Raw genomic sequence first — 20266 nt, 5'->3', positions numbered from 1 at the left:
CCCCCCGTCGCGGGCGGGACAAGGACACCCCTGTCCGCAGGTCAGCGCTTCCCTATCATGGCCGCTGACCACCACAAGGAGACATCCCATGCATGCCTGGCTCTGCGAGAACCCCGTCGGCGTCGAAGCCCTGCAGTGGAAGGAGCTGCCCACCCCCACGCCCGGCCCCGGCGAGGTGCTGATCGCCATCGAGGCGGCGAGTCTGAACTTTCCCGACCTGCTGATCGTGCAGAACAAGTACCAGATGAAACCGGCCCTGCCCTTCGTGCCCGGCTCGGAGTACGCCGGCACGGTGCAGGCCGTGGGCGAGGGCGTGAAGCACCTGCGGGTCGGCCAGAAGGTGGCCTGCCTGAGCGGCACCGGCGGTTTCGGCACCCACACGCTGGCCCCGGCAGCGCTGTGCATGCCGCTGCCTGAGGGCTTTCCGGCGGTGGATGCGGCGGCCTTCATCATGATCTACGCCACCTCGTGGCACGCCCTGATGGACCGGGCCGCCCTGAAGGCCGGCGAGACGGTGCTGGTGCTGGGCGCTGCCGGCGGCGTGGGCACGGCCGCCATCCAGCTGGCCAAGGCGGCTGGTGCGCGGGTGATCGCCGCCGCCTCCAGCGACGACAAATGTGCCCTGTGCCGAGAGATCGGGGCCGACGAGACCATCAACTACAGCGTCCACACCCCTGACGGCGGCCTGCGCGACGAGATCAAACGCCTGACCGGGGGCAAGGGCCCCGACGTGGTGTACGACCCGGTGGGCGGCGCGTTCGCCGAACCGGTGTTCCGTTCCATCGCCTGGCGCGGGCGCTATCTGGTGGTGGGCTTTGCCAGCGGCCCCATCCCCAGCCTGCCGCTCAACCTGGCCCTGCTCAAGGGCGCGAGCATCGTGGGCGTCTTCTGGGGCGACTTCGCCAAGCGCGAGCCGCAGGCCAACGCCGCCATGATGCAGACCCTGGCCGGCCTGTACGGCACCGGCAAGATCAAGCCCATGATCGACCGCACCCTGCCCATGAAGGAGCTGGTACAGGCCTATGCCGTGATGGGTTCACGGTCTGTCAAGGGCAAATTGGTGCTGGTGAACTGAGCCGGGGATAATGCGGGCATACGGTACCCCGGATCCCGACACCCGAGCCCACAGAGCCCCCCATGGCCACCGACCTCGACACGGTGCGCGTCATGCGCGCCCTCTTCAACGACATGCCCCGCGCCCCGCACGGGCTGGACGGGGCAGAGCTCATGGCCTGGATCCAGCAGGCCATGGTCGACTACGAAGGGGGCGATCTGGCCTACGCGGTGGACCACATCACGCGCAGCTCCATGCTCGACATCATCCTGCACATGCGCGAGACCGGCGCCTTGCGGGCCGACGACGCGTTCGAGCAGGTGGTGCAGGAAATCTCCACACCCGAAGGCCGCAAGGCCTTCATGGACCGGTGCATCCTGGCCCAGTACAGCGTGAATGCCACCGACCGGCTGCTGCGCCGGGCACGTTCCCCCTGGGAAGAGCCCGAACCACTGTTCCGCACCCCCCCCGAGGCGATCGATCGCCTGGTGCGCGGCCTGCCGGCCGGCGCCGGGCCCCTGACGGCCGAGTTTGCCGCCCGTGACGATGTGCGCCGCATCGGCGTGATGGCCCAGGGCGATCTGTCGGTGCACGAGTTCGACTGGGGCTTCGTCACCGAATCGGCCGGGGCCTGGAACTTCTATGTAGCCGAAGTCTGGCGGGCCGGTACGGTCGGCTACTTCGAGCGTTTTCTGGATGCCTGGAAGAGCGCCTTCGGGGCTGTGCCCATCGACACCGAACCGGTCCCCAAGCCACCGGCCTGGCTGTCGGTGGAAGACGGCATTGCCAGCTTCAGCTGCATCCGCCTGGTGCGGGAATCGGGACACGACAGCCCGACGGAACGGCAATGGGTCGGCGAGGTGTTCGTGGCGCGGCTGCTGCCCCTCATGGCAGCCCGTGCCCTGACCGAGAACTACGTGTTTCCGCTGCACTGGCACGCCGAGTGAACGACCGGCTGCCCTACATCGACGCCCTCAAGGCCGTGGGTGCGCAGCTGATCGTGCTGCACCACCTGGCCTTCTACGGCCCCATGTCCGACTGGACGCACCGCCTGCTGCCGGATCTGGTGGAGTGGCTGAGCCAGGACGCGCGCATGGCGGTACAGATGTTTCTGGTGGTGGCCGGTTTCCTGGCCGCCCGCAGCCTGGCCCCCGACGGCACGCTGCGGACGGCCTCGGCGCTGCCGCTGCTGTGGCAGCGTTATGCCCGGGTGGCCCTGCCCTACCTGGCCTCGCTGCTGGTGGCCGTGGTGTGCACCGAAATCGCCCGGTTCTGGATGACCCACGACTCGCTGCCGGATCGCCCGGACCTCTGGCAGTTCGTCACCCATGCACTGCTGGTGCACACCCTGCTGGACGTGGACTCGCTCTCGGCCGGGGTGTGGTACGTGGCCATCGATTTCCAGCTGTATGCCCTGCTGCTGGGCATGCTCTGGCTGGTGCGTCGCCTTCGGCCGGAAGCGGCATCGGGCGTTGACGGATGGGCCCGGCGGGTGGTGGTGCTGGTGGTCGCCGCATCCCTGTTCCACTTCAACCGCGACGCCGACTGGGACAGCTGGGCCGTCTATTTCTTCGGTGCCTATGGCATGGGCGTGCTGGCCTGGTGGGTCAGCGACCCGGCCGACCGCGGTCGGGGCCTGAGGCTGGGCCTTCTGGTGGTGGGCTTGTGCCTGCTGGCCCTGGCGCTGGAGTGGCGCACCCGCATCGCACTGGCCTTGCTGGTGGCCGTCACGCTGGCCTGGTCCCGCCGCGCCGGCTGGCTGCACACCTGGCCGCGCAGCACGGTCCTGGCTTACCTCAGCCGCATCTCGTACTCGGTGTTCCTGCTGAACTTCCCGGTGGCGCTGGTGGTCAACGCGTGGTTCAACCGGCATGCACCCCAGGATCCTTGGGTCCAGACCCTGGGGGTGGTGCTGGCGTGGCTGGCCTGCAACCTGTTGGGCGCGGCCTTCCACCACGCGGTGGAAGTGCGGCTGGGACGGCTGGGGCGAGCCCCCCGCCCCTCGGTGGCCTGAATCAGGCCACGCCGTCGCAGCGCTGACGCAGGTGCGCCAGCGCCTCCTCCACCTGATCGATCAGGATCAGGCAGAGATCGCCCTTCTGCAGCCGTTCCAGCGCGGTGTCGATGGCCACGAACTCGCCCTGGATGGTGTCGATGCGGCGGGTGCGGCTGGCGCCGGCGAGGCCCTCGCGGAGCAGGCCCACCACCTCGCCCGGCGCACGACCACGCTGGCAGGCGTCTTCGTACAGGATGACCTCGTCGAAGGCAGCGCCCAGGATCTGGGTCTGTTCACGGATGTCCTCGTCGCGGCGGTCGCCCGCCCCGCTGATCACCACCATGCGGCGCTCGCCCGGTATGGCGTCCACGGCCGACACCAGCGCCCGCATGGCGTCCGGGTTGTGGCCGTAATCGGCGATCACCGTGGCACCCCGGTGGTTCATCAGGTTGAAGCGGCCAGGCGCATTGCCCACATCGGTGCGGAAGCTGGCCATGCCGCGGCGGATCACATCCCAGTCCAGGCCCAGGCCCCAGGCGGCCGCCAGGGCCGCCATGGCGTTCTCGACCTGAAAACCGATCCGGCCACCGAAGGTGACGGGCACGTCCTTCAGGGCCACCGTGTGGCGCTCGGCGCCCTCGCCGGCCACGATGTGGCCGTCTTCCACCCAGACGGCGCGGTGCCCCTGCTCGCGGTGGGTCGCCAGCACCGGGTGGCGGGCATCCGACGCAAAGAAGATGACCCGGCCGGTACAGACCTCGGCCATGCGCTGGCAGTGGGGGTCGGCCGCATTGAGCACGCCGTAGCCGCCGGGCGCCACGTTCTGCACGATCACCCGCTTGAGCACCGCGATGTCTTCCACCGTGGTGATGTAGTTCAGGCCGAGGTGGTCACCGGCGCCGATGTTGGTCACCACCGCCACCTGGCAGCGGTCGAAGCCCAGGCCCTCGCGCAGGATGCCGCCCCGCGCGGTCTCGAACACGGCCGCATCCACCTCGGGGTGCATCAGCACATTGCGTGAGCTGCGCGGACCGGCACAGTCGCCGCTGTCGGTCTGGCGGCCGTTCACATAGACGCCGTCGGTGTTGGTCATGCCGACCCGCAGGCCGCTGCTGGCCACGATGTGGGCGATCATGCGGGTCACGGTGGTCTTGCCGTTGGTGCCGGTGACGGCCACGACCGGGATGCGGCCGTTGTTCCCGGGCGGATACAGGTGGTCGATGATGGCCTCGCCCACCGCACGGCCCTTGCCGAAGGACGGCTTGAGGTGCATGCGCAGGCCGGGTGCCGCGTTCACCTCGACGATGCCGCCGCTCTGCTCCTGCAGCGGCCGCAGCACGGTCTCGCAGACCACGTCCACGCCGCACACATCCAGACCGATCATGCGGGCCGCCGCAATCGCGCTGGCCGCCACCTCGGGATGCACGTCGTCGGTGACGTCGGTGGCAGTGCCGCCGGTGGACAGGTTGGCGTTGTTGCGCAGCACCACCCGTTCGCCCACGGCCGGCACGGTGTCCGGGGCATGGCCCTGGATCTTCAGTCGGGCCATGGCGATCTCGTCGATGCGCATGCGGGTCAGTGCCGTGGCGTGGCCGTCGCCGCGGCTGGGATCGGCATTGACCTGGTCCACCAGCTGCGCCACGGTGTGCACGCCGTCACCGATCACCTGCGGCGGATCACGCCGGGCGGCAGCGACGAGCTTGTCGCCCACCACCAGCAGGCGGTAGTCGCTGCCCGGCAGGAACTTCTCGACCATGGGGGTGCCGTATTCGGACGCGACGCGCCAGGCCAGTTCCAGGTGGTCGCGGTCGACGATGTTCACCGTCACGCCCTTGCCCTGGTTGCCGTCCTGCGGCTTGACCACCACCGGCAACCCCACCTCCAGCGCGGCATTCCAGACGTCTTCGAGCTTGTCGACCGGCCGGCCCCAGGGCACCGGCACACCCGCGGCCCGCAGCAGGGTCTTGGTCAGGTCCTTGTCCTGGGCGATGGTCTCGGCCACGGCGCTGGTGCCGTCGACCTCGGCGGCCCAGATGCGGCGCTGTTTCGAGCCCCAGCCGAACTGCACCAGCGATCCCGACGTCAGACGGCGGAACGGGATGCCCCGGGCCACGGCGGCATTCACGATGGAGCCGGTGGAGGGGCCCAGGCGCACGTCCTCGTCGAGTTCGCGCAGGCCGGCAATCACCGTGTCCACGTCGAACGGCTTGGGGTGACCGGCACGCACATGGGCGATCAGGCGCTCGGCCTGACGGAAGGCCTCGCGGCCCACCGGCTCCTCGGTGTACTCCACCACCACCTGGTAGGTGCCCTTCTCCACGGTTTCGGTGCAGCGGGAAAAGCTGACCGGGCAGCCGGCCTGGGCCTGCAGCGCCAGGGCCACCAGCTTGAGCACATTGGCCATCGACATTTCCTGCCGGTCGTGGCGCCACAGGCCGAGCTGCGGAAACTGGGCCCGCAGCGCCGGCTCGAAGGCCGGGATGCCGGCGAGCGAGCGCTCTTCGGGGGTGCAGTGGACGATGGCCTCGATGGCGGTCTGGCGGGTCCAGAGGTTGGGTCCGCGCAGGGCACGGATGCGAGAGATTTCCATGGATCGGATCGTGTTCTTGGGTTGGACGCGAGCGGTTGTGTCAGACGGCGGCGGGGAGTTCGAAGCGTTCGAGGCCCGCGACGATGAGCCCGGGGCTCATGCCGGCCGCCCAGGCGGCCGCAGCGGCACCGCACAGCGCCATCAGGTCGACCGGCAGGAGGCCGGCGGGCAGCTGGGCGCGGCCCAGCACGGAGCCGTCTTCCACCAGGGCCACACCACCTTCCTGCGGGCGGGCCAGACGGCGGATGCCGCTGTCGGCGGGCGGTGGGGTCTGGCCGTAGCCGTACACCGCGCCATCGCAGTGCCGGCCCAGCGCCACCACGTCGGCCTGGTCCAGGTTGAGCACACAGGCACCGTGGTCCAGCACCACATCGACCTGGGTGCGCAGGGCACGGGCGACGCCATCGGGGCCCTGCACGTCATGGCGGCCCAGCGCTTCCCATCCGGACAGGTCGGTCACCACGCCGACCAGGCAGCGGTCGTAGGGCAGACCCTGGTCCAGGATCAGGCCAGCCGACACCTGGACCACCAGACTGCGGATCTCGCGGTTCATGAGCAGACGCTCGCACTGGTGCCAGTAACCGGCCTCGGCCGCTTCCAGCCGGCGCCGGCCCAGGTAGATGCCGTCGCGGCAGGCCAGACCGGCCGGCGACTGGCCGTTGCCCAGACCGAGCAGGTGGGCGGCGGCGCGGGCCAGGAGGGTGCTGCCCTCTTCGCCGGCCACGCCCACCAGCGGGATGCGACCGGCCATGGGGTCGTCCGACGGGAACAGCTGGCGCACGATGGCCTCGCCCACAGGGCGCGGCTGGCCGATGGCGGGCTTGAGGTGCATGAGCAGGCCCGGACCCGCATTGACCTCGACGATCGCACCGCCCACCGCGTTGAGCGGCTGGCGGATGTCGGTGGTCACCAGATCGATGCCGGCAATGTCCAGGCCCACGGTGCGGGCCGCCAGACCGGCCATGTAGGCCACCTCGGGATGAACCTCGTCGGTGCAGTCGAAGGCCATGTTGCCGTTGCGCTGGACCAGCACGCGCTGGCCGGCAGCGGGCACCGCGTCGGGCCCCAGCCCCTGGCGCTGCAGCAGCAGGCACATGGCCGGCTCGCGATCGAGCACGATGGTCTCCAGCGGGAACTCCTCGGCATCCCCGCGGCGCGGGTCGCTGTTGAGCTGCGAGTCCACCAGCGCGCGCACCGTGTTGACGCCATCCCCGGTGATCCACAGGCTCTCGCCCCGGTTGGCCGCCACCACCTGGCCGCCCACCACCAGCAGCCGGTGCTCGTTGCCGGGGATGAACTTCTCGACGATGACGTCGCTGCCCTCGGCATCGGCAATGGCAAACGCCTGCTCGATGTCGGCCCGCTCGGTCAGCTCCAGCGACACGCCACGGCCGTGGTTGGCGTCGCTGGGCTTGACGACCACGGGCAGGCCGATGTCCTCGGCGGCCTCCCAGGCTTCGGCGGCGTTGGCCACCACCCGCCCTTCGGGCACCGGCACGCCGCAGGCGATCAGCAGGGTCTTGGTGAGGTCCTTGTCGCAGGCGATGTTCTCGGCGATCGCGCTGGTGAGTTCGGATTCGGCGGTCCAGATGCGGCGCTGGCTGGCGCCGTGTCCGATCTGCACCAGGTTGCCGTCGTTCAGGCGCAGATGCGGGATGCGCCGGTCGGTGGCGGCCTGCACGATGGCGGCGGTGGAAGGGCCCAGCCAGGTGTCGTCGACCACGGCGCGCAAGGCCTCCACGGCGGCCGGCACGTCGAAGGGTTCGTCGTTGATGGCGGCTTCCAGCAAGGCATGGCCGTGGCGCAGGGCGGCCTCGCCAGTGGGCTGGTTGCGGGCCCGGAACACCATGCGGTAGACGCCGGTGCGGCTGGTGCTGCGGGTCTGGCCGAAGCCGGTGGGCATGCCGGCCCGGTTGAGCAGTTCGATGACGCAGTGTTCCAGCACATGGCCGGCCCAGGTGCCTTCGCGCAGGCGCTGGATGAAGCCGCCGTGTTCGCCCACGCCGCAGTGGTGGGCTTCCAGCCCGGGGAGCCAGGCCAGCAGGCGGTCGGTCAGGCCGTCGATGGTGTTGGACGGTCGCTCCTCCAGCGGCCCCAGGTCCAGCCAGACCTCCATGGCCGAACGGTAGGTCCAGGCGTTCGGTCCCCCCAGGAACCGGTGCTGGAGGATGGTGATGGCAAATCGGTTGGAATCCATAAAAAGCAGTTGATGGGCTGTCCGGATGGCGCACCGTGCGCGGGTTTGCGGCCCGTATTCTCCGCTGAGCCGGGCCACTCGGGGCTTAGCGCGTGTTAAGAAATGCGGGACTCGTTCGCCGGATGCGAAGTGACCGACAATTCCGCACCCATGCCAGTGCCCATGCAGCCCGTTCACAACCCCTCCCCCGCCGCACCGCTCGCCCGCCTGACCGTCGACCTCGACGAGGCCGGACGCTTCACCCCGAGCGAACTCGAGCTTCACCCCGGTCTGCTGCGCCACCGCCCCCCCGGTGGCGGCTCGCACGACCTGCCCCTGCAGCCCGGCATGACCCTGCGGCATGCCGACCACGGGGGGGTGGCCACCCTGTCGCTGCACGACGCACAGCGGCGTCTGGCGAGCTGGCGCTTCACCCTGGCCCAGAACCCGGCCGCGCTGCGCCTGGTGCGGCAGTTCGATCGGCAGGTCGAACTGCTGACCGCATCGCACGCCAGGGCCGCCGACGAGGAAGCGCCTCAGCTGTGCCCGAGCTGCCAGTCGGTGCTGCCCCCGGACAGCGACGACTGCGAGACCTGCGCCCGTGAACGCACCGAAGTGCCGTCCACCTGGGTGCTGCTGCGGCTGTGGCGCTTTGCCCGGCCCTACCGCTGGAAACTGCTCACCGGCTTCCTGCTCACCCTGGCCTCCACCGCCGCCACGCTGGTGCCGCCCTACCTGACCATCCCGCTGATGGACGATGTGCTCATCCCGTTCCAGAACGGTCAGCGCATCGACACCGCCTACGTCACCCTGCTGCTGGGCGGGCTGCTGGGGGCCGGCCTGCTGGCCTGGGGTCTGGGCTGGGCGCGGACCTGGCTGCTCGCCCTGGTGTCCGAACGCATCGCGGCCGACCTGCGCACCAGCGCCTTCGACCACCTGCTGGGGCTGTCGCTGGACTACTTCGGGGCCAAGCGCACCGGCGACCTGATGGCCCGCATCGGCTCGGAGACCGACCGGCTCTCGGTGTTCCTGTCGCTGCACGCCCTGGACTTCCTCACCGACGTGCTCATGCTGGGCATGACCTCGGTCATCCTGTTCTCCATCAACCCCTGGCTGGCCCTGGTCACGCTGCTGCCCCTGCCCTTCATTGCCTGGATGATCCACCTGGTGCGCGACCGCCTGCGCACCGGCTTCGAGAAGGTCGATCGGGTGTGGGGCGACGTGACCAACGTGCTGGCCGACACCATTCCCGGCATCCGGGTGGTCAAGGCCTTCGCGCAGGAAAAGCGCGAATCCGACCGCTTCAAGGACGCCAACACCCAGAACCTGGCCGTCAACGACCGCATCAACAAGACCTGGAGCCTGTTCTCGCCCACCGTCACGCTGCTGACCGACGTGGGTCTGCTGGTGGTGTGGGCCTTCGGCATCTGGCAGATCAGCAAGGGCGACATCACGGTGGGCGTGCTGACCGCCTTCATCGCCTACATCGGCCGGTTCTACGGCCGGCTCGACTCCATGAGCCGGATCGTCTCGGTCACGCAGAAGGCCGCCGCCGGCGCCAAACGGATCTTCGACATCCTCGACCACGTCTCCAACGTGCCCGAGCCCAGCGACCCGGTGCAGGCCCCGGTGGTGCGGGGCGGGCTGTCCATGCGCGACATCGCCTTCCGCTACGGCAACCGCTCGGTCATCCGCAACCTGGATCTGGACATCCGCCCCGGCGAGATGATCGGTCTGGTGGGCCACAGCGGCTCCGGCAAGAGCACCCTGGTCAACCTGATCTGCCGCTTCTACGACGTGAGCGCCGGCAGCATCCAGCTCGACGGCACCGACATCCGCCGCTTCCGCGTGGCCGATTACCGCCGCCACATCGGCCTGGTGCTGCAGGAGCCGTTCCTGTTCTTCGGAACGGTCGCCGAGAACATCGCCTACGGCAAGCCTGGCGCCACCCGGGCCGAGATCGTGGCCGCCGCCCGCGCCGCCCACGCGCACGACTTCATCCTGCGGTTGCCGCAGGGCTACGACTCGCTGGTGGGTGAACGCGGCCAGGGACTCTCCGGGGGCGAGCGCCAGCGCATCAGCATCGCCCGGGCCCTGCTGATCGACCCGCGCATCCTGATCCTGGACGAAGCCACTTCGGCGGTGGACACCGAGACCGAGAAAGAGATCCAGAAAGCCCTGGACAACCTGGTGCAGGGCCGCACCACCATCGCGATCGCCCACCGGCTCTCCACGCTGCGCAAGGCCGACCGCCTCGTGGTGATGGACCGTGGCGAGGTGGTGGAGGTGGGCCCGCACGACGAGCTGATTGCCCGCCAGGGCCATTACTGGCGGCTGTACGAGGCCCAGGCCCGACAGGCCGCCGAAGAAGACGCCGAACACGAAGATGCCCTGCTGGCCCGCCACCTGCCCCAGCCCTCGGCCCACCCCACTGCCCAGAACTGATCTGCATCCGCATGAGCGCCCCCGACTTCGACCTTCGACGCAACGCCCACGGCCAGTGGGTCTGCCGCCTGCCCGACGGCACCGAGCACAGCGGCGTGCAGGCGGTGCGCGCCTTCCCGCTCAATGCCCCGGACGAGGCCATCTCGGTGGTGGGCCCCGACGGCACCGAACTGGTCTTCGTGCCGCTGCTCAACGACCTGTCCCCAGCGCTGCGGCAGGCGGTGCAGGACGCCCTGTCCGAACGCGAGATGGTGCCGGTGATCGAGCGCATCGTGTCGGTCAGCACCTTCGCCACGCCCAGCACCTGGGAGGTTCAGACCGACCGCGGTCCGACCCGGCTGGTGCTGAAGGTGGAGGAGGACATCCGGCGCCTGCCCGGCCAGCGCCGACTGCTCATCACCAGCAGCCACGGCCTGGTGTTCGAGGTGCCGGACCGCACCCGGCTGGACCGCGCCTCGCGCCGGCTGCTGGAGCGCTTCCTCTGAGCTCGCCGGCCTAGGCCGCCGGCCACTGCAGCAGCACCCCGGTCCGGCGCAGTTGCTCGATGTCCTCCGGTCGGTCCACATCGGTGGCGTAGCCGGCATGGGGTGCCGGCCACCGCCACACCTGATCGGCATGGGCCTGCTGCCACTCCCGCCCGCCCTGCCCCGCCGGCGCGTCCTGCAGGGCCCGCGCCACCGGCCGGGACATGATCACCGGGTGACCGGGCCGACCGGCATGCACCGGCTGCAGGAAACCGATGCCCGCCGGCCGACGGGACCACAACGACAGCAGCACCCCGACATCGTCCGACGTGATCAGGGGCTGGTCGGCCAGCTGCACCAGCACCGGGCCGTTGCCGTCGGGCAGGGCCGAGAGACCCTGGCGCAGCGACATGTCCTGCGTGGCATCCGGATCGGGGTTGACCACCCTGCGCAGCTGCAAGCCCGGGCAGGCGGGCATGTGGTCGAGGGCACTGCCGATGCGCTCGGCGTGGTGTCCCAGCACCACCACCACGCCCGCCACACCGGCTCCATGCAGTTGCCGGATCAGCCGCACCACCAGCGGCATGCCGTCGCGCTCGAGCAGGCACTTGGGCCGGTACCCCATGCGCGAGGCCGATCCGGCCGCCAGCAGGACCGCCCATGCCGCGTCCGCTGCGGGGCTGGTGTTGTCGTGGGAGAGACTCATGCGGCGATCATGCCGCAGCACCTTCATTCGGCCTTCAGATACCCCCCCTACAATCGCGCGCCATGCTGCGACGACGCGACGTTTCCCTGGTGGGCCTGGGCCTGATGGCCACCACAGCCGAATCCCAATCCCGCCGAACCGGTCGCCTCGTGGTGATCGGCGGTGCCGAGGACCGGCTGCACGACAAGGTCATCCTCAAGCGCTTCACCGAGCTGTGCGGCGGACCGGGCAGCCGCATCCGTGTGCTGAGCGCGGCCAGCAGCGCTCCCGAGCGCGCCTGGGACAACTACCAGCGGGCCTTCGGCGAACTCGGGGTGTCCGACTGCGCGCCCATCCCCGTCCCGGATCGAACGGCCGCCGACAGCAGCGCCGTCACCGACCTCATCCTGGAGGCCGACGGCATCTTCATCTCGGGCGGCGACCAGCGCCGCCTCATGGACCTGCTCTGGGAAACCGACGCCTTCCGGGCGCTGCACGTGGCGTTCCACCTGCGCGGCTGCTGCATCGGCGGCACCAGCGCCGGCGCGGCCGCCCTCTCGCGCCACATGCTGGTGCGGGGCGAGGCCGTCCGCCTGCCCGAGAAGGAAGCCGCCGAACTCGACATCGGTCTGGGCTTCATCGGCGGGGCGATCATCGACCAGCATTTCTCCGAGCGCGGCCGGCTCGCCAGGCTGCTGTCGGCCATCACCCAGCGCCCCGAGCTGCTGGGTGTGGGGGTGGACGAGGACACGGCCCTGGTCATCGAGCGCGACAGCGCCATCGAGGTCATCGGCCAGGGCGCGGTCACGCTGGTGGATGCCCGCGACATGAAGTCCAACAACCCCCTGATCGAACCGGGCGACCGGCTCGAGATGCTGGATGTGCGCCTGCACGTGCTGCCAGCGGGACACCGCTACAGCGCACACGAGGTGGTGCAGCGGGTGCAGCAGATGCCGGCGCGCCTGCGCACCGCCATCGGCCAGCTGGTGACGCCCGGCCCCATCCGGGGCTGATCGGGCCTGCCGGGGACGCGCCCCGGTAACGATTGAGAACAAATTCACGCTCAAGGCCCGGATACCGGGGCCGATGGAACAGACACCAGTCTTTCATCCGCCTGCCCCGAGGACCGCATGAGCACCCCGCTGACCGACACGCCCGTCGCCGTGCACCAGATGCTGGCTCAGCAGGGCTGGCTGCTGCCCCGGGCCCAGAGCGAGGTCTATTCCCACGCCGACAGTGCGGTGCAGCTGCTGGTGTGCGTGGCGCCAGCCATGCACAAGGGCGATCCCTTCATCGTGACCGCGGTGGTCGGTGGCGAGCGACGCGAAAGGCGGGAAGCGGCCGATTCGCTGCTGCGCCTGATCGCCAGCGGACCGCTGCTGCTCAACGAGCCGCAGATGCTCAGCAGCACCGGCGCCACGCTGATCATGACCCCCTGGAGCGCCCGCGACGACGTGCGCGCCATGGCCGTGACCGTGGGCGACCAGATCAGCCCTCGGCGCGAATCGGTGGACGCATCGCGGCTGGACACCGACTGGGTGGTGGTGATGCACGGGCACTCCACGCAGTCCGAACTGGCCTTGCAGATCCGGCAGGCGCTGCAGGCTTTTGTGGCCGACACCGACACGCTCTGGCAGGGCGCACGCCGCCTGCTGGGCCAGCGGGCACCACGGCGCTCCTGGCAGCTGCCGCTGGGCTGCACGCTCAGCGAACGGATGGAGGGCCGTCAGGTGATCTGGGAGGTGGCCTTCGACGACTTCCAGCTGCTCGAGCGCGCCCTCTTCCTGGTCGAATCCCGACTGGCCATGGGGCGCGATCCGCTGCTGGAACGCGCTGCCGCCTCGGTGGACGAAGACGTGGAGACCTGCATCCCCGGCATCGCGCTGACCGCCGCACAGAACAGCCGGGCCTCCCGCACGCAGATGGCCAAGCTGCTGCAGAACATGCTCTTCGTGCTGGCCCGCATCGCCTGCCCGCCTTCCATGCCCGGCGAACTCATGACCCACCCGGCACCGCTGGACGACACCACGACGCCGACCCGACCCGGCCAGCGACATGGATTTTGATTGATAACGATTCTCATTTAATATGGCGCCATCGATCTTCGAAAGGCGCCCATGTCATCCAGCACCCTCTCCCCGAACGACGAATACATCATGGCGGCTGCCGACGCCATGCTGGCCGGCACCCTGGCCCTGCTCACCGGCCATGCGCAATGCGCCTGCGCCCAGCAGCGGCTGCTCATGGCGCGAAAGATCCGCTCCAACCTGTACCTGCTGGCCCAGCACCCGGCCCTGCCGCCCCCCTTCAGGCTGGTGGTGCAGCGGCTGCACGGGCACTGGAACGGCATCGTCGAACAGACCGCTGCCGGCGCCCCGGCGCCCCGGGCGGCCCTGCTGGACATCGGGCTGCCCGAGACGCAGCTCTGGCACCCGGCACCCGACTCCGTTCACTGACGGTGCGCAACTGCAGCCCCTGAAACGACAAAGCCCGGCACAGGCCGGGCTTTGAACATTCATCTGGGGTGGCTGATGGGACTCGAACCCACGACAACAGGAATCACAATCCTGGACTCTACCAACTGAGCTACAGCCACCGCAAGCCTTGCATTATAGCCCGACTTGACGCCGCCCCGGCTCAGCGGGCCGCCGTTGTTTCCGTGGCGGGACGGGGCACCAGGATCCTGGCCTTGGTGCGCTCCTTGAGCATCTCGTACAGCGCAGCGGCCTCGGCGGCATTCCACCACTGACCGTACTGCTGCACCTCCTGCGCCACCTGCTGTGCGTTGCGCTCGGTGGCCGGCAGCACCTTCTCCACCTGCACCACTGCGTAGCCGCGATCGCCCAGCGACACGCCGATCCATTGCGGCAGGCTGGCGGGGTCGGCGCTGAGCGCTGCATTGAGCACCTGCGGCGGCAGGCTGGTCTGGATGCCGCGAGAGATGGTGGCCGAAGCCGGCAGGTTGCCGGTGGCCGTTCCGGCCTGGAGGTCCTTCAGGCGCTTCTCACCTTCGGCACGGGCCAGCTCGCCGGCACGGCGGGCCTTGAGTGCGGCGGTGGCCTGGTCGCGCACCTCGGCCAGATCCAGGGTGCGGGCTGCGCGGTGCTGCACCACACGGGCCGACACCAGCTGGTTGGCGCCGGTCTCCACCGCCTCGATGTTGCGCTTGCTGTTGATGGCTTCGGTGGAGAACACCGCCTCCAGCAGGCGCGGGTTGGACAGCACGCCGGGCTGGCCATTGCCCTGACGGGTCAGACCCTTGGCGGTCTGCACCGTGAGCTTGAGGCGCTCGGCCGCCGGCTGCAGGCTGTCGGCCTGTTCGTACACCGTATTGCTGAAGATGTCGGCCGACTCGGCAAACAGGCGCTGCGCCTGCTGCTTGCGCAGGTCGGCCTCGATGCTGGCGCGCATCTCCTCGAAGCTGCGGCGCGGCGGCGCCTTGATGTCGGTCAGGCGGATGATGTGGAAGCCGAACTCGGTCTCCACCAGATCGGCAATGTCGCCCTTCTTGAGACCGAACACCGCGTCCTCGAACGGCTTGACCATGGCGCCGCGCCCGAAGAAGTCGAGGTCACCGCCCAGATCGGCAGACCCGGGGTCCTGGGAGTTGGCCTTGGCCAGCTCGGCGAACTTCTGAGGGTCCTTGCGCACCTGCTCCAGCAGGGCCTGCGCCTTGGCCTTGACGGCATCCTTGTCCGTGGCAGAGGCGCCCGCCGGCACGCTCAGCAGGATGTGGCTGGCGCGGCGCTGCTCGTCACCAGAGAGGCGCTGGGCGTTCTGCTCGTAATAGGCGCGCACATCGGCCTCGTTGAGCGTCACCGACCGCTCCAGGGCCGCGGCATCGAGCACCAGGTATTCGATGTCGGCCTGCTCGGGCGCCTGGAAGAGCTGCGGGTTGTCCTTGTGGAAGGCCTCGAGCTCGGCGTCGGTGATCTGCACCCGGCCGGCCTGGTCGGCGGCGCTGAAGGGAATGACGCGTACCTGACGCTGCTCGAAGAAGGCATTGAGCGACGGCCTGGCCGCACCGGAGGGGGTGAAGGCCGAAGCCAGCAGGCCCTCGGTGACCTGGCGCTGCGACAGCTCGTTGCGCACCGCCGCCTCGAAGCCCTCGGGCGTCATGCCCTGCCGGGCCAGCAGCTGTCGGTACCCCTCGACGTCGAGCGAGCCGTCCGGCTTGCGCAGGCCGGCGATGGCGGGGTCCTGCTGCAGGTAGGCGGCCAGGCGTGCATCGCTGGTGTAGAGGTGATCCTGGGTGGCCGCTGCAGCCACCACGCGCTGGCGCACCAGACGCTCCAGGGTGGCGTATCGGGCTTCCTCGCTGTCGAGCAGCTTGGCATCGATCTGCGGCATGGCCTGGCGCACGCGCTGGGATTCTTCCTGGTGGAAACGGTCCCACTCCATCCGGGTGATGTCCTTGCCGTTGACGGTGGCCACCGGCGGCCCGCCCTCGTTGAACCGCGAGTAGCCCTCGATGCCGAACAGGACGAAGGAGGGAATGATCAGGATCAGCAGGAAGCCCATGAGGAACTTCTTGTGATCGCGGATGGTGTCGAACATGCCTGAAATCCTGAATCTGGAACAAAAAAGGCGAACCCGCGTTCGCCTTTTTGGTGGTGGGTGCTGACGGGGTCGAACCGCCGACCTACGCCTTGTAAGGGCGCCGCTCTACCGACTGAGCTAAGCACCCCACCGAAACGCAGGTGCGCTTCAGTTCAATGCGTCCTTCAGTGCCTTGCCCGGGCGGAACTTGGGCACCTTGGCGGCCTTGATTTTAATCTCGGCGCCGGTGCGGGGGTTGCGACCCTTGCGGGCGGGGCGCTTGGTCACTGCAAAGGAACCGAAACCGACGAGGGACACCGTGCCGCCTTTCTTGAGGGTGGTGCGGATCGCGGTGATGGTGGAGTCGAGTGCCCGGGTGGCAGCCGCCTTGGAAATGTCGGCGTGCTTGGCAATGTGTTCGACGAGTTCGGTTTTGTTCACGAAAAGCCCCTCTTGGAAGTGAATTGGATGAATCGTGCGGATGGCAGGTGACCCGGGCGGGCGGTGGCAGGTGATGAAGAAGGTCACCTGTGCCTGAGCCAGCATCCAGAGCGCAACCAGGGGCCGGTGGGGGCACTGCGTTGCGTTCGAGGATTACACCCACGGGCCTCGGAACGTGTCAATACGCCCCATGCCGCATGGGCTACAACCCGCGCGAACGGCGGATTCTAGACGCAATCCCGCCACCCGCCAGGGCTCAGCGGCCGAGTGCCTGCGCAATGGCGCGGCCCACATCGGCCGTGCCAGCCGTGCCGCCCAGGTCACGGGTGCGCGGGGCACCGCTGCCGGGCTGCAACGTGGACTCGATGGCGCCCATGATGGCGTCGTGCGCGTCGCGGTGACCCAGGAAGTCCAGCATCATGGCGCCGCACCAGATCTGCCCGATGGGGTTGGCGATGCCCTTGCCGGCGATGTCGGGGGCCGAGCCGTGCACCGGCTCGAACAGCGAGGGATGCTGGCGCGTGGGATTGAGGTTGGCGCTGGGTGCAATCCCGATGGTGCCGGTGCAGGCCGGGCCCAGGTCGGAGAGGATGTCGCCGAACAGGTTGCTGCCCACCACCACATCGAAGAAGTCCGGCCGCTGCACGAAATGCGCGGTCAGGATGTCGATGTGGAACTTGTCCACCGTGACGTCCGGATACTGCCTGGCCATCTCGGCCACACGCTCGTCCCAATACGGCATGGTGATGGCGATGCCGTTGCTCTTGGTGGCACTGGTCAGGTGTTTTTTGGGGCGCGAGCGGGCCACCTCGAAGGCGTAGCGCAGCACGCGATCGACGCCATGGCGCGACATCACGGTTTCCTGCATGACGATCTCGCGCTCGGTGCCGGCGTACATGCGCCCGCCGATGCTGCTGTACTCGCCCTCGGTGTTCTCGCGCACGATCACCATGTCGATCTCGCCCGGCTGACGCGGCGTGCCGTCGCGGCGCACCACCGGTGCGGTCACCCCCGGCATGAGCTTGGCCGGACGCAGGTTGATGTACTGGTCGAATTCGCGGCGGAACATCAGCAGCGAACCCCACAGCGACACATGGTCGGGCACCTTGTCGGGCCAGCCCACCGCGCCGAAGTAGATGGCGTCGTGGCCGCCGATCTGGTCCTTCCAGTCGTCCGGCAGCATCTGGCCGTGGCGCTCGTAATAGTCGCAGCTGGAGAAATCGAAGTGGTCGAACTGCAGGTCGATGCCGAAACGGGTGGCTGCAGCTTCCAGGACCCGCAGGCCTTCGGGCATGACTTCGGTGCCGATGCCGTCCCCGGCGATGACGGCGATGCGGTGCTTGCTCATGGCGTGTGCCTTTCTGGCTGGTGGATCAAGAGCACGACTGTACCCATTCGATTCGCAATAATGCAGCAATCGATTGATGCTTCAGGATCAGCAATGGAATCCACCACCGACCGCCCTGATCTGGAGATGGCCATGGCCATCCGCCTGCACGGCAGCCTGGCCCTGGCTGCCCGGCAGCTGGGGGTGACCCCTTCGGCCATCACACGCCGGCTGGCCGCACTGGAGGCCCGGCTGGGCGTGCGGCTGTTCCAGCGCACCACCCGCCGCGTCAGCGCCACCGCCGAAGGCGAAGCCTTCTGCGAACGCGCTGCCGCCCTGCTGCAGGGCTTCGCCGCGCTGGAAGGCGAGCTGCTGGAGCGCCGGGCCGAGGCCAGCGGCCCGATCCGGCTGGTGGCCACCCTGGGGTTCGGTCGACGCTGGCTGGGCCCGGAACTGGCGGCATTCCAGACTGCCCACCCCGGCGTGCAGATCGAGGTGCAGCTCTCTGAGTCCCTGCACGACCTGGCGGTCGAGGGCTTCGATGGCGCCATCTGGCTGTGGGATGCGCCCGGTCGACATGCCGGCGAATGGGTGTCGCGGCGGCTGGCGCCCAACCAGCGGGTGCTGGTGGCGGCCCCGGCCTACCTGGCCCGACGGGGAACGCCCCGCACGCCGGACGACCTGGCCGGCCACGACTGCCTGGTGGTGCGCGAGAACACCGGACCGGGCGGTCAGCGTTTCGATCACTGGCGCCTGCGCCGCAGCGGTGACGAAGCCCCCCGTCACGTCGCGGTGGAGGGTCCGCTGCAGAGCAACTCGGGCGAACTGGTGCGCGACTGGTGCCTGGCCGGCCACGGCATCATGCTGCGCAGCCTGTGGGACGTGGCGCCGCTGCTGGCCAGCGGCGAACTGGTGCGGGTGCTGCCGGCGTGGAGCATGCCCGAGGCCGACATCCTGTGGCTCGCGCCCTGGCGACCCCGCACACCGCGGCGCATCGCATTGCTGGTGGACCATCTGGTGCGCAGCTTCAAGGGCCAGCCCTGGAAGCCGCTGGCCGCACCGACGCCGGTCAGCGCGGCGCGCGCACGACCAGGCTCACACCGAACGCGGTGATGGCCGTGCCCAGCAAGGTGGTGGGCGTGATCGGCTCGGCAAACAGCAGCCAGGCCATCACCGCGGTGCAGGGCGGCACCAGGTACATCAGGCTGGCCACCGAGGCCGCCGCGCCGCGCTGGATCAGCATGTACAGCAGCGAACTGCCACCAACCGACAGCACCAGCACGCTCCACGCCAGCGCCCCGATGAGCTCGCCGTTCCATTGCATGGATTCGGTCTCCAGCAGGGCCAGCGGCAGCGTGACCACCAGTGCCGCCAGCAGCTGCACCGCGTTGGCACTGCGAACGTCGCACGGTTGCACGAACCGCTTCTGATAGAGCGTGCCGGCGGTGATGGACACCAGCGCCACCACGGCCATGGTCAGATTGACCCAGGTGGCCTGATCGCCCGGACCGCCGGCGCCGAACTTGTTCGACACCACCAGCACCAGACCGCCGAAGCCCAGCACCAGGCCCAGCCACTGCCGGCCGGTGACGCTGGACCCTGTACTGGACAGCCAGATGGCGGTGAGCACCGGCTGCAGCCCCACCACCAGCGCCGACAGGCCGGAGCCCATGCCGGCCTTCACCGCCATCCACACGCCCCCCAGGTAGAAGGCATGCATCAGCACGCCGGTGACCGCCAGATGCAGCCACTGCGAGCGGCTCTTCGGCCAGGCCACGCCGGCCAGCAGCACCCAGGGCAGGAGGCATGCGATGGAGAACAGGTAACGCGTGGCCAGGAACTTCAGCGGCGGAGAGTTGGGCATGCCGTAGCGCGCCACGATGAACCCGGTGCTCCAGATGAGCACGAAGACCCAGGGCATGGCCCGCAGCCAGGCGGACTCGCGGGAGGCGGCCGGCATCAGCGGGAACGGGCGCGGATCTCGGGCAGCGCCTTCTGCAGGTAATAGACCATGGACCACACGGTCAGCACCGCCGAGGCCCAGATCAGCCAGACGCCCCACAGCCGGGTGTCGATCAGGCCCAGCAGCACGCCGTCGAACAGCAGGAAGGGAATCGCCACCATCTGCACCGTGGTCTTGACCTTGCCGATCATGTGCACCGCCACACTCTTGGTGGCGCCGATGATGGCCATCCACTCGCGCAGCGACGAGATGGCGATCTCGCGGCCGATGATGATCAGCGCCACGAACACGTCGGCCCGCTCCAGGTGCACCAGCACCAGCAGGCTGGCGCACACCAGGAACTTGTCGGCCACCGGGTCGAGGAAGGCGCCGAAGGCCGAGGTCTGGTTCATGCGCCGGGCCAGATACCCGTCGGCCCAGTCGGTCAGGGCGAACACCACGAACAGCACGGTGGCGATCAGGTTCTGCTGCGCCGGGGACACGCCGTCCCAATAAAACACGCCGACGATCAGCGGGATGGCCACGATGCGGGCCCAGGTGAGCATGGTCGGCAGGTTGAAGAACATGGCGGCGATTATGGTGGATG

At 69.2% G+C, this 20266-nt stretch carries 17 protein-coding genes and 2 tRNA genes; 9 read left to right on the top strand and 10 right to left on the bottom strand.

Annotated features, from left to right (window positions below; all coding sequences use genetic code 11):
- The first annotated feature begins 88 nt into the window (after window positions 1-88).
- The 3 genes from CAP38_RS03515 (at window position 89) to CAP38_RS03505 (ending at window position 3068) form a co-directional block, all read left to right on the top strand.
- A complete protein-coding gene (locus CAP38_RS03515; protein WP_086119461.1) occupies window positions 89-1075 on the top strand; it encodes an NADPH:quinone oxidoreductase family protein in 987 nt (328 codons plus the stop codon).
- Window positions 1076-1137: 62 nt separating this feature from the next.
- Window positions 1138-2001 carry a hypothetical protein gene (locus CAP38_RS03510; protein ID WP_086119460.1) on the top strand — a complete coding sequence of 288 codons (864 nt, stop codon included), beginning with the start codon at window positions 1138-1140 and terminating at the stop codon, window positions 1999-2001.
- Window positions 1998-3068 carry an acyltransferase gene (locus CAP38_RS03505; RefSeq protein ID WP_256924237.1) on the top strand — a complete coding sequence of 357 codons (1071 nt, stop codon included), beginning with the start codon at window positions 1998-2000 and terminating at the stop codon, window positions 3066-3068. Before CAP38_RS03510 ends, CAP38_RS03505 begins: the two co-directional genes overlap by 4 nt.
- Before the next feature lies 1 nt (window position 3069).
- Here the strand turns inward: CAP38_RS03505 and cphA (CAP38_RS03500) are convergent, their stop codons facing one another.
- The gene (cphA, locus tag CAP38_RS03500; protein WP_086119459.1) at window positions 3070-5640 is read right to left on the bottom strand and encodes a cyanophycin synthetase; all 2571 of its coding nucleotides are present in this window, start codon (window positions 5638-5640) and stop codon (window positions 3070-3072) included.
- A gap of 40 nt (window positions 5641-5680) precedes the next feature.
- Entirely contained in the window at window positions 5681-7837 is a 2157-nt protein-coding gene (gene cphA / locus CAP38_RS03495) for a cyanophycin synthetase (protein WP_086119458.1), read from the bottom strand.
- A 162-nt stretch (window positions 7838-7999) separates the two neighbouring features.
- Between cphA (CAP38_RS03495) and CAP38_RS03490 the strand changes: the two genes are divergently transcribed.
- A complete protein-coding gene (locus CAP38_RS03490) occupies window positions 8000-10261 on the top strand; it encodes an ABC transporter ATP-binding protein (protein WP_256924235.1) in 2262 nt (753 codons plus the stop codon).
- Window positions 10262-10272: 11 nt separating this feature from the next.
- Entirely contained in the window at window positions 10273-10746 is a 474-nt protein-coding gene (locus CAP38_RS03485) for a DUF1854 domain-containing protein (RefSeq protein WP_086119456.1), read from the top strand.
- Window positions 10747-10756: 10 nt separating this feature from the next.
- Here the strand turns inward: CAP38_RS03485 and CAP38_RS03480 are convergent, their stop codons facing one another.
- Window positions 10757-11431, bottom strand: a complete 675-nt coding sequence (locus CAP38_RS03480; RefSeq protein WP_086119755.1) for an NTP transferase domain-containing protein — start codon at window positions 11429-11431, stop codon at window positions 10757-10759.
- A 62-nt stretch (window positions 11432-11493) separates the two neighbouring features.
- On the opposite strand from CAP38_RS03480, the gene CAP38_RS03475 reads away from it, so the two are divergent.
- From CAP38_RS03475 to CAP38_RS03465, 3 genes are all read left to right on the top strand, one after another.
- On the top strand, window positions 11494-12423 hold the full coding sequence (locus tag CAP38_RS03475; protein WP_179188438.1) for a cyanophycinase: 930 nt from the start codon (window positions 11494-11496) through the stop codon (window positions 12421-12423).
- 117 nt (window positions 12424-12540) lie between these two features.
- A complete protein-coding gene (locus CAP38_RS03470; protein ID WP_086119454.1) occupies window positions 12541-13476 on the top strand; it encodes a hypothetical protein in 936 nt (311 codons plus the stop codon).
- A gap of 51 nt (window positions 13477-13527) precedes the next feature.
- Complete coding sequence (locus CAP38_RS03465; RefSeq protein WP_086119453.1) at window positions 13528-13866, top strand: hypothetical protein; 339 nt, start codon at window positions 13528-13530, stop codon at window positions 13864-13866.
- A gap of 64 nt (window positions 13867-13930) precedes the next feature.
- Here CAP38_RS03465 and CAP38_RS03460 read toward each other — a convergent pair.
- From CAP38_RS03460 to CAP38_RS03440, 5 genes are all read right to left on the bottom strand, one after another.
- A tRNA-His gene (locus CAP38_RS03460) sits at window positions 13931-14006 on the bottom strand.
- Between the two features lie 41 nt (window positions 14007-14047).
- Window positions 14048-15967, bottom strand: a complete 1920-nt coding sequence (locus CAP38_RS03455; RefSeq protein WP_086119452.1) for a SurA N-terminal domain-containing protein — start codon at window positions 15965-15967, stop codon at window positions 14048-14050.
- Window positions 15968-16021: 54 nt separating this feature from the next.
- Window positions 16022-16097: transfer RNA gene (locus CAP38_RS03450), tRNA-Val, on the bottom strand.
- Window positions 16098-16117: 20 nt separating this feature from the next.
- Complete coding sequence (locus CAP38_RS03445; RefSeq protein ID WP_066158910.1) at window positions 16118-16390, bottom strand: HU family DNA-binding protein; 273 nt, start codon at window positions 16388-16390, stop codon at window positions 16118-16120.
- A gap of 256 nt (window positions 16391-16646) precedes the next feature.
- Window positions 16647-17738: a tartrate dehydrogenase gene (locus tag CAP38_RS03440; RefSeq protein ID WP_086119451.1), complete on the bottom strand. Its 1092-nt coding sequence runs from the start codon at window positions 17736-17738 to the stop codon at window positions 16647-16649.
- A gap of 93 nt (window positions 17739-17831) precedes the next feature.
- Here CAP38_RS03440 and CAP38_RS03435 point away from each other — a divergent pair, with 93 nt between their 5' ends.
- The gene (locus CAP38_RS03435; RefSeq protein WP_086119450.1) at window positions 17832-18830 is read left to right on the top strand and encodes a LysR family transcriptional regulator; all 999 of its coding nucleotides are present in this window, start codon (window positions 17832-17834) and stop codon (window positions 18828-18830) included.
- Here CAP38_RS03435 and CAP38_RS03430 read toward each other — a convergent pair.
- Both CAP38_RS03430 and pgsA read right to left on the bottom strand, forming a co-directional pair.
- Window positions 18787-19677 (bottom strand): DMT family transporter, encoded by an 891-nt coding sequence (locus CAP38_RS03430; RefSeq protein WP_179188437.1) that lies wholly within the window; start codon window positions 19675-19677, stop codon window positions 18787-18789. The two genes, CAP38_RS03435 and CAP38_RS03430, sit on opposite strands and share 44 nt — an antisense overlap.
- Complete coding sequence (gene pgsA / locus CAP38_RS03425; protein WP_086119449.1) at window positions 19677-20246, bottom strand: CDP-diacylglycerol--glycerol-3-phosphate 3-phosphatidyltransferase; 570 nt, start codon at window positions 20244-20246, stop codon at window positions 19677-19679. The genes CAP38_RS03430 and pgsA overlap by 1 nt, the downstream gene beginning before the upstream one ends.
- Window positions 20247-20266: the final 20 nt, after the last annotated feature.

The organism is Hydrogenophaga sp. IBVHS2, assembly GCF_002127215.1.
In the GTDB taxonomy this organism is placed as follows: domain Bacteria; phylum Pseudomonadota; class Gammaproteobacteria; order Burkholderiales; family Burkholderiaceae_C; genus Hydrogenophaga.
The sequence above is the reverse complement of the archived record's forward strand: the minus strand, read 5'-3'. Positions and strand labels throughout refer to the sequence as shown.